Genomic DNA, 15,530 nt, shown 5'->3' with positions numbered 1-15,530 from the left:
GCCGGCAAACGCCAGCGCACAAACACCAATGGAACCCGTCCCTACAAGGCGCACCCAATATCGTGCTTCGCCTCTATCAGCCTGTTCGCGGGAGTTATTCGAACAAGCGCCTTTCTGGTACAAGAATAACATCCCCGTCCTTCAGCACGATATCGTTGCTCAATGCAGCCCCTTCGGCCAGGGCCTTGTAGTTGATTTTCCGGACCGTTTGGATGCCCGTTTTATGATCTGTGCGGCGCAATTGAAGGCGTTTGACAGCAGCGAACCGTGTCATACCGCCACCCATGGACAGCGCTTGCAAAATGGTGGTTCCGGGAGGCATTTCTGCCAGACCCGGCGTATTGAATTCACCCAGTAGATAGACGTTGATCGTCTGCGGCTCCAGCGGCTCGCGCTCTTCCGGTACCACAAATACGAAAACGTTTGGTTCGGTCGCAAAGTTACTGGAGATAGCGATGCGAATATTGCGCTCAATCTGAGCGATGGTCAGCCCCGCTGCGCGCAGGGTTCCTGCAAAGGGGAATGTGAAGCGGCCATCCGGCAGCACCCGAACTGATCTGTCCAGGCTCGGATCCTCGAGCACCTGAATTTCCAGCGTATCGCCCGTACGCACACGATAGTTGCTTTGCGCGTCGGCCGCGGACAAAGTGCTAAATACGATGGCCAGCGCCAGCGAAATGAATAAAATGATGCGCGTCACAGGTTGGTTCCCGGTTCGGACCATGCTCGTTACCCAATGTCGTAGGGCCAGATTCTCATTCTGAAAAGCATGTTTGCTCTCAATAATGGAGTTTCTTGGATATATGTTCTCTATTTAACACGCTGGATCAGGCCTGAACCGGTGCTTTGTAAAGTGCTGTGTGGTCAGAAACGGGTGTCTTAAGCTGCAACGCGATAGTCGCGCGACACATGCTATATCGCATGTCCGAGGGTTTCTCTTGCTGGATCGTTCTTGTCTGGGGCGCCCTTCTCAGCGAAGAACTTAACGTACAAGGTGACTGGTTTCGCGGCGCGGTGCCCCGCAAAGCTCATGTTGTGGCCATAAAACTGACCAATAACAGTTGCATGGCCGTGCGAATGGCAGATACGTATACTAAGTCAACAGCGCTCTATTTTATGCGTATATTTTATTTGAATTTTGAACAAAGAGATAAGGCAAGGTTTTGAAAAAACTCAAGGTTGCCGTTGTTGGACTGGGCAAGATGGGTCTGAGCCATTTTTCCATGGTCAATGCACACCCGGACGTGGAGTCGGTTGCCTGTGATGGGGCGGGCTTCATGGTTGATGTGCTTGGCAAGAACATCCAAACACCCATCTACAAGGACTTTGACGCCATGCTGGCGCAAGAGCCGCTGGACGCGGTGGTGATTGCTACGCCGTCGCGCCTGCACGCGCCCATGGCCAAGGCAGCATTGGACACGGGTCTGCATGTTTTCTGTGAAAAACCATTTTGTCTGAATTGGGCGGACAGCCAGCGCCTGACAGACTTGGCAAGGGACAAGGGGCGCGTTGCCCAAGTGGGCTATCATTATCGCTACGTCGGTGCCTTTGGCGAGATGAAGCGCTTGATTGAGGCGGGTGCCATCGGTCGCATCACCCACGTGTTGGCAGAGGCCTATGGTCCGGTTGTCCTGCGTTCGAAGAAGGCAACTTGGCGGACCGAGAAATCCGAAGGCGGCGGCTGTCTTTATGACTACGCAGCGCATCCCCTGAACCTTTTGAACTGGTTTTTTGGCGCACCGGATCAGGTGATCGGATCGCATCTGGGGCAGGTTTTTTCAGAAGGAACGGACGACGAGGTCTTTTCAACCCTGCGCTGGAACGACGGACCAACGGCACAGCTGTCGGTGAATTGGTCCGATGAAAGCCATCGCAAAATGTCCACCAAGATCAGTCTTATCGGCACCAATGGGCGTCTGTATGCGGATCGGCAGGAATGCCAGGCCTATCTGCGTAAACCCGTAGATGGGCTGGAAGGCTACGGCGCGGGTTGGACTGTGAAATACACCACCGAGTTGACTGAAGATCGTTGGTTCTATTTGCGCGGAGAAGAATACTCCGCCCAGATCGATGAGTTTGTCGGCGCCATACAGGCAGGTGAAACAGTGGCCCGCGAAAATGATTTTGCTTCGGCCACGCAAACAGACAAAACCATGGCGATGATCATTGAAAACTCCGAGACCGGCATGCCCGTGGGCGAAGCGCGCGCAGCTGCGCCTCAGGCGGTGAAGAAACGCAGCTGGTTCGGGAGGTAGCGCAATGGATAAACTTTTGTTTGGCGACAACCAGTTTTTCGGCATCAACCACATGTCCGAAGAAAAGGCCCGTGCCCAGGCCATGCGGTTTCAAAAGACCGACGCGATCATGGAAGTGCTGGACACTGCCTATGAATCCGGCATCCACACGTTCATGTGCACGACCCACGACCGCATTGCAGAAGTTGCAGCACGGGTCAAAGCGGACCCGGTGAAGTACGACAAGTTCCAGTTCTATCCCTGCATGCCTTACGCTCACAAATACGCCAATGCAGTGACCGAGCATGGAATGGTAGGTGCTCTGCGAGAGTTCATGCCCAAGGACGGTCTTCTGTCCACGGCACTGGCAGGTGGCAAGGCGCTCGCCACGAAAGAGGTTGACGGCATCTCGAAGGTGCTGATCGACATGGAAATGAAGATGTTCGAGGGCACGAAAGCTCCTGTGGTCTTTATCCAGAACGTTTTTACCGACCTGCTGCTTGGTATGGGGTTCACCCGGGCCTTCAAGATTTTTGATGATCATGTGCGGGAAAGCTGGGGGGTGGAACCGGCTTACATCACCATGAACATGCCCGCCCTTTTGGATGCGTTGGAAAAAGAAGGGATCGAACAACCGATCATATGTTCCAACATCAACAAGATCGGTTTTCGCATGTCGGGGGGATTTGACGCCTATCTCGACGCTCTGAAATCGGGGCGGGTGCGCGCGGTAGCCATGTCGGTCTATGCGTCTGGCGCAATCCCTGCAGATGAAGCGATCCACTGGATTTCCGAACTGCCTGGCGTCGAAAGCATTGTCTTTGGCGCATCTTCCGCTGGTAACATCCGTGGCACGAAAGAATTGGTGGATCAGTACATGGGCGAGGCAGTGTGATGGCGGACGGGCGCAGCATGGATACAAACCAGGGCCTTGGACAGATGAAACGCGTACCGATGCTGAATGCGTGGGTGCATGATGTTTCCATGGACGATCTGGTCGAGCAGTTTCGCGAGGGCGTCATGCTGACCTTGCACGTGGACATGATCATGAAGCTACAGCAGGATCGTGAATTCTATGATCTGCTGGATCAGTTCGACGTGATTACGTGCGACAGTCAGATCATGTATTTTGCAACGAAATGGCTGGGCACACCCGTTGGCGAGCGGGTGTCTGGCTCGGACTATTTTCCGAAATTTTACACGCGCTACGCCGATGACCCGTCGATGACCGTGTTCCTCTGCGGCGGCAAACCGGGCATTGCCGAGCTGGCCGCCAAGAACGTCAATGAAAAGGTGGGACGCGAGATGATCGTGGGCACTGACAGCCCGTCTTTTGCCTTTGACGAGGATCCGGCAGAGATCGACCGCATGATCGCCGCCATCAATGACAGCGGTGCCACGGTGTGCTTGGTGGGTCTGGCTGGGGCGCGGCAGGAGAAATTCATAATGAAGTATCGTGATCGCATGCCCGGCGTGAAACTGTGGCTGCCGCTTGGCGGCACGATCGATTATGAAAGCGGCACATTCGCCCGCCCGCCCGTCTGGATCACGGAATGGGGGTTTGAATGGCTATACCGCTTGTTAAAGGAACCCCGCGCCCGCTTTCATCGCTACGTGGTGCACGAGCCGCCCTTCTTGTGGGCGGTCCTGAAGCAAAAGCTGGGACGCTACCGGGATCCGTTCAAGAATACATAGAAGCGACAGACCCGGTCACATCACATTAAAGAAAAGCATTGGGACAGTGTAATGAAGAAACTTATTGGCAGCTTTTTGGTATCTCCGGAATTCCAGCGTTCCCTGCTGGCGTTACCGGTCCGCGCCATGGTGCGCGCAACAGACGGTTTCATGAAGTATTCGACCGCGTTCAAGATGGATATGCAGATCGTGGAGCGGCCGCACTATTCTTACTGCATGCTCAAGGCGGCGGAGCTGGCCGTGCGACTGGGACACGACCGAATTTCGGCGATCGAATTTGGCGTCGCGGGCGGCAACGGCTTGGTCTACATGTGCGCATTCGCCGAAGAAGTGAAAAAAATGACCGGGGTCACGGTCGACTGCTATGGGTTTGATACTGGCGAAGGCATGCCAGACCCCGAAGGCGAGGCCGACTTGCCCTATTGGTTCGCAGCCGCGCAGTACCGGATGGATGTGCCAGCGCTCAAGGCGCGGGTCCCGCAAGCAAAGCTGGTGTTGGGCAACATCCGAGACAGCATCGACGGGTTCATAGAGGAATATAACCCAGCACCGATCGGTGCGATCTTCAACGATACCGACTACTGGTCGTCGACCCGGGAGAGCTTCCGCCTGTATGACAAGATCAAGTCACATCCTGACGCCTTTTTGCCGCGCCAGTTCATGTATTTTGACGACGTGCTTGGCTCCGAAACCGAGATGTATGGGCCCCACAACGGTCAGATCCTTGCGATCAACGAATTCAACGCGCAACAGGATGCGGTGAAAATTCATCGGAACCAGAACCTGCTGAGCTTTGATCACTTGGCCTATCGGTTCCAGATTTACTACGCACACCTGTTCGAGCATCCCGCTTACAATACTTATGTGGGTGGCGAGCGGCAGGAACACCTGCAGGATCTGCTCAAGTTGAAAGCGGCGGGTTAAGGGAAAGCTGCTTTGGCGAAAGGAATTGCATGATGTCTTTTCCAGTGTACTCAACTCCAGAGGACAGAGCATGATTACCCCTGTTTTACTCTGCGGCGGTTCCGGTACGCGCCTTTGGCCGCTGAGCCGCAAGTCTTATCCCAAGCAGTTTGCTGCAATTCTGGGTGAGGAGACCTTGTTTCAGGCCTCGGCTCGGCGTCTTTCTGGCCCGAAATTTGCAGCACCCATCGCGGTCACGGCCTCGGATTTTCGCTTTATCGTGACCGAGCAGTTGCACGAAATCGGTATTGACCCCGGCGCGATCTTAATTGAGCCCGAGGGTCGCAACACCGCGCCCGCCATTCTGGCTGCGGCCTTCCATGTGGCGGCAAACGATCCAGCTGCGTTGATGTTGGTTGCGCCTTCGGACCATGTTGTTCCGGATGCGGATGCATTTCGCAAGGCTGTAGAAATCGGTTCTGGTCCTGCGCAAAATGGGCAACTGGTGACCTTTGGCATTACTCCGACACATCCAGAGACCGGGTACGGGTATCTGGAGTTGGCCTCAATTCCAGAGGGAGACACGCCGGTTTCGCTCACCCGATTTGTAGAAAAGCCTGACGCCGAACGTGCGACTGCAATGGTCGCGGGCGGCCGGCATCTTTGGAACAGCGGGATTTTTCTGTTTCGCGCCTCCGATATCATTGCCGCGTTCGAAGCGCATGCGCCCTCGCTCATTGCGCCTGTGCGCGAAGCCTGTGAAATGGCGCAGCCTGATCTTGGTTTTTTGCGCCTCGCACCCGAGCCTTGGGCGAAGGCCGAGGAGATCTCGATCGACTATGCCGTCATGGAACGCGCTGACAATCTGAGTGTTGTCCCGTTTCAAGCTGGCTGGTCCGATCTGGGTGGTTGGGACGCTGTGTGGCGCGAAACAGATCCTGATGCGGACGGCGTGGCCTTGTCGATTGGTGCCACAGCCATCGACTGCCACGACACGCTTTTGCGCTCCGAAGTCGAAACGCTCGAACTTGTGGGCATCGGCCTCGACAACATCGTCGCTGTGGCAATGCCGGATGCGGTACTTGTTGCCGACAAATCCCGGGCCCAAGATGTGAAGGAGGCCGTGGTTGCCTTGAAGGCGAAACAAGCCTTACAGGCGACAACTTTCCCAAAAGACCACCGCCCTTGGGGCTGGTTCGAAAGCCTTGTCATCGGCCAGCGCTTTCAAGTCAAACGCATCCATGTCCATCCCGGCGCCGCCTTGAGCCTGCAAAGCCACCATCACCGGTCCGAACATTGGATTGTCGTCGAAGGAACCGCCAAGGTGACAATCAATGACGACGTCAAGTTGGTGAGCGAGAACCAGTCTGTTTACATTCCCCTTGGCGCCAAGCACCGTATGGAAAACCCAGGCAAAGTACCTATGGTGCTGATTGAGGTGCAAACAGGCAGTTACTTGGGGGAAGACGATATCATCCGTTACGAAGACGTTTATGCGCGTGGGTGAGCTGTCCACGCGCTTGCCGTCTGACGTAAGCCGCATGAATAGCATAATCCAAATCTTACGAGGCTCAGCTAAGCGGACCTTACCGCGCCAAATCTAATTTGCTATTTGTACAGTACGACATCCAATAAATGGGGCTGTCGCAGGCCACGAACGCGCGTAGATGTGCAATAAATCGCACTACCAAGCACCCAACATATGTTTCAAGGCCCTGGCTTCAGTGTGGGAAACCATCGGGAAGTCCAGTAGAGCTTCGTCGACAATGAAGGCTTCTCAGAATGTGAAGGTTTCAATTGGGCTGCGGCACACCTGAAAACAACAGTCCGTGGCGTCATGCGATCAATTCTCGGCAAGCGTGGCGCCACATCTAGTCAGATAAAATGAGCCACGGAATGACATTTGATGAACTGCACCTCCCAAACCGTCCGGGTACAAAAATTTGTCTCGCCCGCAAATTCGGAAAGTTATACTATTATGAGCATTGATTAAAGTTGTAGTGATTAGGAATGATTGTGCCTCACGACCCGTTGTATGTCACGCGTCCAACCTTACCGCCGCGCGATGATATTGAGGATCTTTTGAAGGAGATTTGGAACAGCCGCTTTTTGACCAATCGCGGCCCCCTACTGCAGCGTTTTGAAACCGAACTCGAACGTTATCTGGATGTGCCGCATGTCTCCATTGTGGCGAATGCCACATTGGGTTGCATGGTTGCGCTGCGTAGCTTGGGCATTGATCAAGGCGAGGTTATTACCCCGGCCTTTTCATTTGTGGCGACGGCACATGCGGCCCGCTGGGTCGGCTTCGACCTGGTCTTTGCCGACATCGATCCTGTAACGCTGAATCTGGATCCCAAAGATGTCGAACGGCGTATCACCCCGCGCACCCGCGCCATTTTCCCGGTGCATTGCTATGCAAACCCTTGTGATGTCGAAGCGTTGGCCGAGATTGGGGCACGCCACAATATCCCCGTGATATATGACGGGGCGCACTGCTTCGGAGCTGTTGACGAAGGCGGTAGCTTGCTACGTCATGGCGATCTTTCAGTCGTCAGCTTTCATGCCACCAAGGTCTTCAGCACCTTTGAAGGTGGCGCCATCATCTCGCATGATGCCAAAACCAAGCAGTTGATCGACCGACTGTGCAACTATGGCATCGTAGATGAAACGCAAATTGAAGCATTGGGGCTCAATGCCAAAATGAGCGAGCTCCATGCCGCTCTCGGCTTGGCGCAATTGCCCTACGTGGCCAGTGACATTGAGAAAAGAGCAGGAGTTTCGCAGAGGTATTGGGATCAGATGTCAGGGATTCCGGGCGTTACCTGCGTTTGTCCGCCCAATCGCGCCGGCCTAAACTACTACTCCTTTCCCATCCTTGTGGGGCAGCAGTACCCGATGTCGCGGGATATCCTGTATCAGAAACTGCAAGACGTAGGCGTCCACGCGCGGAAGTATTTCTATCCCTTGCTGGCAGATCTACCGATGTATTCCGACGTATCGCCCGGCGGTTTGGACAACGCACGGCGGGCTTCAGAACAAGTGCTGTGTCTGCCGCTCTACCCTGACTTGGCGTCGACAGATCAGGACAGGATTATTGCCTGTATTTGCGACCCATGCGGCTGAATACACCCTATCTGAAATGGGGTATCCGGCGACTGGTGGCGCGCCATGCCAAAGACTTGCTGTCACAGGCCAGTCACAGTTGGGAAATCTGCCCGGCAGAAAAGGCAGAAGTTCCGCCTGCCATTTGCCTTGATGGGTCAATGGACCGGGTCACAGGAATCTCGCCCTGGTGCGATTGGGAAAGACAGTGGCTTCTCGTCAAAGGTGGGCAAGCGGAACATGCCGCGACACGTGCGTACATGATCAAGGATGTGGACCTGCGCGATGCCTTTCTTTACTGTGGAGCGGCCAAGGCTCAACCCGGGTTTGGGGCAGAGCGTCTGTTTGCGAACCAAGCTGGTCACGTGCAAAAGCTCAAGTCGGCCCATATGATGTCGCAATGGGCCGGCAGTCACTATTTTGGCAGTTACATGCGTGATGAACTGCCTTTGGGCCTTTTGCCACCCGAAGGCGCGCCATGTATCACGGTTACCACCAACGCGTATGGGCATGAGGCCGGTTATCGCAAGATTCTGTCCCTGCCCAGACCGCCCCGTACAGCTGCAGCTCGGATCAGCGAACTGACAGTATATTCGGATTTTTCCCAGAACAGTTCGAAAGCAGCGCGCTATAGGGAACTGCGCCAAAGGGTACAGGATCATTTCAAAGGATCGGACTCAAAGACTCCGAAGAGGGTCTACCTCAAGCGTGGAACAACAGGGGAGCGGCGCGTAGTGGCGAACGAGGCCGCCTTGGAACAGCTCCTCACAAAGTTGGGCTTTGACATTGTCGAACCAGTAAAACTGACTGCTGAAGAGATTGCGCAGCGTTTGCTTAATGCGCCTGTCATCATCGGCGTTGAAGGAAGTCATCTGGCCCATACCATGTATACGTTGGCAGACAGTGGAACACTTGTGGTTATCCAGCCACCGGATCGATTTGCGCTGCCTTACAAGGAGTTTGCCGACCGGCTGGAACTTGGGTTTGCCTTCGTGGTTGGACATCCGGCAGAAGATGGATTCACCGTCGATCTTGACGAGATGAAACGCATTTTGGACTTGGTGCCATGCGCGTGATCCCGCAACCAGAATTGATCTTACTGCCCAGCCTCGCCGCACATGAGGACGAGAATGGATCGCTCTTCCTCACACAAAAGTACCTGGACGGTGTTGCAGAGTTTGAAAAACTCTGGCCCGGCAAAGTAACATCGTTGATCACCGTGGACAAAACGCCGAATTCCGAGATGGATTTGGTTGAAGTTGATCTGAATGTCTCGCCCCCAGCACTGGAACGACGGCCGACGGCGGCCGAGGATTTGGTCCGCCGACTACAGAACGTGACGGCTGTGTTGGCGCACCTGGCGCCGCAGGAGGCTGAAACCGCCGAACTGTGCCACCAAATGCAGGTGCCGATCGTTTTCACCAGTGAATACACACCCAAAACAGAAGCGCAGATCGTGGATGCAACCACAACCAACCCAGTGTTGCGGGTGCGACGCAAGCTATGGATTCGGCAGGCTGAAAAAACGCGCGTTCACATACTTCGCAACTACGCTGCGGGACTGCAATGCAGTGGAACGCCCACCTATGATCACTACAAAGCATTGGTTCCAGACGCCCATCTTTTCTTTGATAACCGTGTGCGCAATGCCCACGTCATATCAGAGGACGATCTGGCCGCCAAAGCGAAGCGGGTTAAAGAGGGCAATCCCTTGCGCCTGGTGTTCGGCGGACGCCTTGTCGCGATGAAAGGTGTCCAGGACCTTCCCAAGGTGGCCCGTGCGTTACGCGAATTGAACATCCCCTTCACGCTGGACATTGTGGGTAGCGGGCCTTTGCAAGAGTCATTGCAAAACGAAGTCTCCGCCATGGGTGATCCGAGCATACGACTACGGCCCGCCATGGATTTCAGGACGGGTTGGGTTCCATTCCTGCGCGAGGAAGCAGATTTGTTCATTTGCTGCCACCCGCAAGGGGATCCATCCAGCACTTACCCAGAGGTCATGTCCTGCGGCACACCCATCGTCGGCTATGACAATGAAGCCTGGGCAGGTGTTTTGCGCAAGTCAGGTGCAGGTTGGAGTGTTCCTCTGCAAGACAGCGATGCCTTGGCCAAAAAGGTTGCTGAGCTGCACGTAGCGCGGGATGAAGTTGCGCAGATGGCAGTGCTCTCCCGTGATTTTGCTTTGGAACACTGTTTTGAGAGAACGGAAGTTCAACGCGTCAGACACTTGATGCAAATCGCCTTACCTGAGATGCAAACCGTTTCCAAATCCTGACCAACTTCACAGAGGCGTTCATCACTCAAATGCAGAGATTGTGGCAAACCTAGAAAAACGCAGTTTGCATTCTCAGAGTCGGCACTGCCCGTCACAGCATCAAAAAGGACTGGCAAACAAAAGAAAAGGGCCAGCGTGGAGGCTGGCCCAAAGTCTTTCGAATTTTACCCAGTTCAGGCCGTGGCTATCGCCGTGATGGTGCGCCGCCGACGCATAAGTGCCAAACCACCCAAACCGGTCAGGATCAATAGACCGCCAGCGGGCAACGGCACAGCCGATACCAGATCAAACGTTATGTTCTGCAGGCGGAAGTTATCATTCCAGCTGTCTACGCCAAAGCCGATGATGGACCCTACCAACTCACCTTCGCCGAACGCGAAAGTGTAAGGGTTGTTAGCGCCGCCACCCTGATTATCTTCGTACACTACAGGTGTCGAAGGGACAGCCGTGTCTTCGTATACGCCGTAAGCGAACGTATCGTCGTTGTCCCAAAACGAGAACGTAATGGACGTGATCTGAACTATCAGGTCACCAAAATCGAGGAGTGCGAATTCGTCGGGGCCCGCGCCATCGATTTGGCTGTTGTCCAGACACGAGTTCGCCCAGCGGCAATCATAAACACCGAGACCGCCATTATCGCCGGGACCATCCCAGCTGGACGTCCAGTAGTTTTCGGTATTCGTGATCGTGCCAAATCGGTTCACGCGAACGCCATCAACGGCCACGTCGACCGAGCCGTCTGTGCTTGTGTAGGTATTGGTTCCGCTCGTGTAATACTCATTAACGTCGAAATTGATTGTCGTCGCACTGGCGGTGGAACCAACAAATGCCAAAGCGACTGAAAACACACACGCGCTCAATCTATTACTCAGGTCAAAAATCATAACTTCTGTACCACTTCATAAAAACTGGACGCTTCTAACGTCGTCCAAACCGACTTATTAATTAATGTTTAACATGCTTTGTACCGAATGCGCAATCTTACAAATAGCTGATTAAGCATGACTTTTCTCTTTTTGGTTGAATCATCGGAGGCGAAAAGTGTGGGAAGCGTCGGCATTTCCTACCTGAGATTGTTAAATGCTACGCGCGGTTGTGAGCGAAGCATTGAGTTTCTGAGAGCTTCTGTGAACGCCCTCGGCCAATCGAATCAGTTTACTCCGTTGGTGATACGAAGCTGAGCAGCCGTCTAAAGGCGCTGATTGAGACCGTCTTGCGTCGGAAGGATATGCACGATTGACGAACACATGCCCTGCACCTCCGCCCCCCCGTGCTCGTCTATCTGCGCAGCCCTCTTGTCGTACAATCCGATTTGTGCCACCAAAACCAAGTATTTGGATTGAGTTTTTTGACTTGCACTGCCCGTGCGTTCCCCAAGCATTCAAAAGGTGGGTATGAGATGGAACGCAAACACAGAGTTTTAGTGATTGCTGAAGCGGCCAATCCGGAATGGACGAGTGTGCCTTTGGTTGGCTGGTCGCTTGCATCGGCTTTGCGTGACGCCGTTGATGCTCATCTTGTGACCCAGGTGCGCAACCGGGATGCAATTGTGCGCGCAGGTTGGGAAGAAGGTATCGATTTCACCGCGATTGATACCGAAGCTTTGGCGCGCCCGATGTATGCCTTGTCCGAAAAAATTAAGCTGGGCTGGTCTGGAACGACGGCGATCGCAGCGGTGACATATCCTTACTTTGAGCGTTTGGTTTGGCAGAAGTTTGGGCAGGATATAATGGCAGGCAAGTATGATGTGGTTCACCGTGTCACGCCCTTGTCTCAATCAGCCAACAGTTCGCTGGCACCAAAATGTGCAAAGGCGGGTGTGCCCTTTGTGGTAGGTCCGTTGAATGGTGGCGTCCCTTGGCCAAAGGGATTTCAGCGAGAACGACGGCGCGAACGGGACTGGTTGTCTCATATTCGCTGGACATACCGGCTTGTCCCAGGACGCCGAGCAATGCTGAAGAGTGCTTCGGCGATCATCACCGGCTCTCAATCCACCTTGAGGGAGATCCCGACAACCCATCACCATAAATGTGTGCATCTGCCGGAAAATGCGATTGATCCGGCACGTTTCAACCAGACAGCAGAGCAACCGGGAACACTGCCGTTGCGGGCCTGTTTCATTGCCCGCATGGACCCTTGCAAAGGGACCGACATGCTTGTCGAAGCGGCCGCGCCGCTATTGAAAGATGGGCGCATGACACTCGATATGATTGGCGATGGACCGATGATGCCAGAGGTGCGTGCACTGGTGGATCGATTGGGTGTTGCTGATGCAGTTACCTTTCATGGCTGGATTGACCACAAAACGGTTCAGGATATTGCGGCCAAGGCCCATCTTCTAACCTTCCCAAGTATCCGTGAATTTGGTGGTGGCGTCGTGCTGGAAGCCATGGCACTGGGTGTTGTTCCCGTTGTTGTCGACTATGGTGGGCCCGGCGAGTTGGTTATCCCGGGAACAGGTTTCAAGGTGGCGATCGATGACCGGCCCGTTGTGATTGCGGCGCTTCAAAATCAACTTGAAGCCATTGCGGCTGACCCGACCGTACTGCCCAAATTGGGGCAAGCCGCGCAAGATCGGGCCCTGACGCACTTTACTTGGCCAGCCAAGGCCAAGCAGATCATCGAAGTTTATGATTGGGTACTGGGCCACCGTAAAAACAAGCCCGATCCACTCGCCGCGCGGGAAAGCGTGTGATGCCTGCATGACAAAGCCCCGGTTTTGCCGTAGTTCTATGCCACACTTGTCGTAAATGTACCGCATGACACTGTAATTCTAGCGGACCAAGTGATACAAAGACGCTCCTGCGCGAGATGATTTCCTGGTCGCATAAGGCTGATTTATTTAGGTAGACCATTGAAAACGGATTTGTACCTCAAACATTTCCAGTTTCGGGAGCGTCCATTCACGCTGTTGCCCGACCCCGATTTTATTTTCTGGTCGCGGGGGCATACACGTGCCTTTTCCGTCTTGGAATATGGGCTGATGACCCAAGCGCCGATCACCGTGTTGACCGGAGAAGTGGGCGCGGGAAAAACCACTTTGTTACAAGCGCTTATCTCGCAAGTTCATAGCGATGTAGTTGTTGGTTTGATTTCCAACGCCCAAGGGGGCAGAGGCGAGCTGCTGCGTTGGGTGCTGAACGCGTTCGATCAGCCTGCAGAACCGCAAGCTGACTATGTCGCGCTGTTCCAACAATTTGTGGATTTTGTGCTGGCTCAGTACGCGGCGGGATTATCGGTTCTGCTCATCATTGATGAGGCTCAGAACCTGTCGCCAGAGACACTCGAAGAGTTGCGAATGCTCACAAACATCAACTCGGGCAAGGATGAGCTTTTACAGCTGGTTCTTCTGGGACAACCCGAGTTGCGGGAGGTCATTGCACAGCCCGAGTTGCGTCAATTCGCACAACGTGTGTCGGTCAGCTATCATCTGGAGCCGATGGATCATGACACCAGTTGCAGCTACATACGCTCGCGTTTGCAGCATGTCGGCGGCACGGGCGAAGAGTTTACTGACGCAGCTATGACAGCGATACATCGCGTCAGCGGCGGAATTCCTAGAGAAATCAACAAGATATGCGATCTCTCCCTTGTTTACGCCGTTAGCGCTGAAACGACTGTCGTGGATGAGCGCTTGGTAGACGAACTTTTGGCAGACGGTGTTATCCTTACGGCGCCGGGACGTCCGTTTTTTTTGTCCAGCAGTAGATACGCCGTGGTGCCTGATGGTCTCCCGGGGGAGGCCGCGGAATGAACCTTCCGCTGCGCTTTTATTGGTCACTGTTGATGCGCCGGATGCCGGCAATGATGGCCCTGTTTCTGGTCTGCTCAGGCCTTGCTGTTGTAACGGCCTTTCAGTTGCCGCCTACCTTTGAATCGACCGCCCGCCTGCAAGTTGATCCGCCGCAAATCCCGGATGAGATGGTGGTCTCGATGGTTCAGACTGAAGCAGCTGAACAATTGCAGCTTATTCAAGAACAGCTGATGACCCGCGCCAACCTAGTCGAGATCGCGCAAAAGTATCAGGTGTTTGACAACATGAGCGCGTTGACCCCCGACAGAGTTGTGCAAGGCATGCGGGACAGCACTCGTATCTTTCGCAGCGGCGGGCGGGGTCAGGCCACGCTGATGTCGCTGACATTCGAGGCCTCAGACGGGCAAACTGCTGCCAACGTTGTAAACGACTACGTGACATTGGTTCTCGAGGCCAACAGCTCGTTCCGGCGCGAGCGCGCGGAAAACACGTTGTCCTTCTTTGAACAAGAGTCCGAACGGCTTGCGGCCGAGATAGACACGCAATCCAACCGCATCATCGAATTCAAGAACCAGAACGTGAATGCGTTGCCGGACGACCTGCTCTATCGGCAGGATCGTCAATCCACGTTGCAAGAGCGTGTGGGCCGATTGGAGCAAGACCGCGCTGCAATTGTCGGACAGCGTAGCGAAATGATCGCTGTATTCGAGGCTACAGGTCGGCTTGGCAATGATACCCGTCGAACACTTTCGCCCGAAGAGCTACGCGTGCAAGAATTGGATGTGCAGTTGGCAGAGGCGCTGACAATTTATTCAGAGTCAAACCCACGAGTTATCCAGCTGCGCGGGCAAATTGCACAGCTTGAGCGTAGCATCGCAGGGGCCCAGCCCCGAGAAGGTGAAGGGACTGAGGACACCGAGCTGTCTTTTCTGGATATCACCCTAGCCGAGATGGATCAGCGCATAGAACAGATCGACCTGGAAATCACACGGGTCAACGACGAGCTTGAGCGGCTGTCCCTCGCGATTGCGGCCACTGCCACCAATTCCATAACCCTGGAACGGCTGGACCGGGATCTGCAAAGCGCACGTGCCCGATACAACACTGTTCTTGAAAACCTGAACCAGGCGCGCATGGCAGAACGGATCGAGATTAACGCCCAAGGTCAACGGATCAGCCTGATTGAGGGCGCGAGCGTGCCGCAGGAACCCTCTGGACCTCCGCGCAAGCGGATTGCAGCTATGGGTGCCGCCATTGGCATGGGGCTGGCACTGGCGTATTTCGTGCTCCTTGAAATTCTCAATCAAAAGGTGCGCCACCCGGCAGAACTACAGGCGCGGTTTCAGATCATGCCGATTGGAGTCATTCCATATTTGGATAGCAGGGCGGAACGTTGGCGTCGCCGCAGCGTGCAGTTGGCAGTGTTGGCGGCCGTCATCGTGGGCGTACCAGCCGCTCTGTATTACGTGCATACCGAACTTGTGCCTCTGGAAATCATTGCAAACCGGGTTCTGGCCCAGTTGGGGCTGGCATGAGCAGAGAGTGTAGAGGGTAGCATCAC

13 protein-coding genes are annotated in these 15,530 nt (G+C 54.6%); 11 read left to right on the top strand and 2 right to left on the bottom strand.

The features are described 5' to 3' along the window. Positions 1-94: 94 nt before the first annotated feature. Positions 95-700, bottom strand: a complete 606-nt coding sequence (locus AC53L6_RS05140) for a polysaccharide biosynthesis/export family protein (protein ID WP_299204239.1) — start codon at positions 698-700, stop codon at positions 95-97. 463 nt (positions 701-1,163) lie between these two features. On the opposite strand from AC53L6_RS05140, the gene AC53L6_RS05135 reads away from it, so the two are divergent. From AC53L6_RS05135 to AC53L6_RS05100, 8 genes are all read left to right on the top strand, one after another. After that, positions 1,164-2,255 carry a Gfo/Idh/MocA family protein gene (locus tag AC53L6_RS05135; RefSeq protein WP_496907050.1) on the top strand — a complete coding sequence of 364 codons (1,092 nt, stop codon included), beginning with the start codon at positions 1,164-1,166 and terminating at the stop codon, positions 2,253-2,255. Positions 2,256-2,259: 4 nt separating this feature from the next. Next, on the top strand, positions 2,260-3,129 hold the full coding sequence (locus tag AC53L6_RS05130; RefSeq protein WP_299704971.1) for a hypothetical protein: 870 nt from the start codon (positions 2,260-2,262) through the stop codon (positions 3,127-3,129). A gap of 17 nt (positions 3,130-3,146) precedes the next feature. Next, positions 3,147-3,929, top strand: a complete 783-nt coding sequence (locus tag AC53L6_RS05125; protein ID WP_299704973.1) for a WecB/TagA/CpsF family glycosyltransferase — start codon at positions 3,147-3,149, stop codon at positions 3,927-3,929. Between the two features lie 51 nt (positions 3,930-3,980). Further along, the gene (locus tag AC53L6_RS05120) at positions 3,981-4,853 is read left to right on the top strand and encodes a hypothetical protein (protein ID WP_299204251.1); all 873 of its coding nucleotides are present in this window, start codon (positions 3,981-3,983) and stop codon (positions 4,851-4,853) included. A 70-nt stretch (positions 4,854-4,923) separates the two neighbouring features. Further along, complete coding sequence (locus tag AC53L6_RS05115) at positions 4,924-6,339, top strand: mannose-1-phosphate guanylyltransferase/mannose-6-phosphate isomerase (RefSeq protein ID WP_496907049.1); 1,416 nt, start codon at positions 4,924-4,926, stop codon at positions 6,337-6,339. A 503-nt stretch (positions 6,340-6,842) separates the two neighbouring features. After that, on the top strand, positions 6,843-7,958 hold the full coding sequence (locus tag AC53L6_RS05110) for a DegT/DnrJ/EryC1/StrS family aminotransferase (protein ID WP_496907048.1): 1,116 nt from the start codon (positions 6,843-6,845) through the stop codon (positions 7,956-7,958). Further along, the gene (locus AC53L6_RS05105; RefSeq protein WP_496907047.1) at positions 7,949-9,013 is read left to right on the top strand and encodes a glycosyltransferase family 61 protein; all 1,065 of its coding nucleotides are present in this window, start codon (positions 7,949-7,951) and stop codon (positions 9,011-9,013) included. Before AC53L6_RS05110 ends, AC53L6_RS05105 begins: the two co-directional genes overlap by 10 nt. Further along, the gene (locus tag AC53L6_RS05100) at positions 9,004-10,215 is read left to right on the top strand and encodes a glycosyltransferase family 4 protein (protein ID WP_299704983.1); all 1,212 of its coding nucleotides are present in this window, start codon (positions 9,004-9,006) and stop codon (positions 10,213-10,215) included. The genes AC53L6_RS05105 and AC53L6_RS05100 overlap by 10 nt, the downstream gene beginning before the upstream one ends. 173 nt (positions 10,216-10,388) lie before the next feature. Here the strand turns inward: AC53L6_RS05100 and AC53L6_RS05095 are convergent, their stop codons facing one another. Continuing rightward, a complete protein-coding gene (locus AC53L6_RS05095) occupies positions 10,389-11,048 on the bottom strand; it encodes a VPLPA-CTERM sorting domain-containing protein (protein WP_496907046.1) in 660 nt (219 codons plus the stop codon). 566 nt (positions 11,049-11,614) lie between these two features. On the opposite strand from AC53L6_RS05095, the gene AC53L6_RS05090 reads away from it, so the two are divergent. The 3 genes from AC53L6_RS05090 to AC53L6_RS05080 all read left to right on the top strand — a co-directional run bounded on the left by AC53L6_RS05090 (position 11,615) and on the right by AC53L6_RS05080 (position 15,504). Continuing rightward, positions 11,615-12,910 carry a glycosyltransferase family 4 protein gene (locus AC53L6_RS05090; protein WP_496907045.1) on the top strand — a complete coding sequence of 432 codons (1,296 nt, stop codon included), beginning with the start codon at positions 11,615-11,617 and terminating at the stop codon, positions 12,908-12,910. Between the two features lie 159 nt (positions 12,911-13,069). Next, a complete protein-coding gene (locus AC53L6_RS05085) occupies positions 13,070-13,969 on the top strand; it encodes an ExeA family protein (RefSeq protein ID WP_299601339.1) in 900 nt (299 codons plus the stop codon). Further along, positions 13,966-15,504 carry a GumC family protein gene (locus AC53L6_RS05080; RefSeq protein ID WP_299774353.1) on the top strand — a complete coding sequence of 513 codons (1,539 nt, stop codon included), beginning with the start codon at positions 13,966-13,968 and terminating at the stop codon, positions 15,502-15,504. The genes AC53L6_RS05085 and AC53L6_RS05080 overlap by 4 nt, the downstream gene beginning before the upstream one ends. Positions 15,505-15,530 lie beyond the last annotated feature (26 nt).

The sequence above is a fragment of the Tateyamaria sp. LSS28 genome (genome assembly GCF_059611725.1).
Note: the sequence above shows the minus strand (reverse complement) of the source record. Positions and strands in the feature narration are given on the sequence as shown.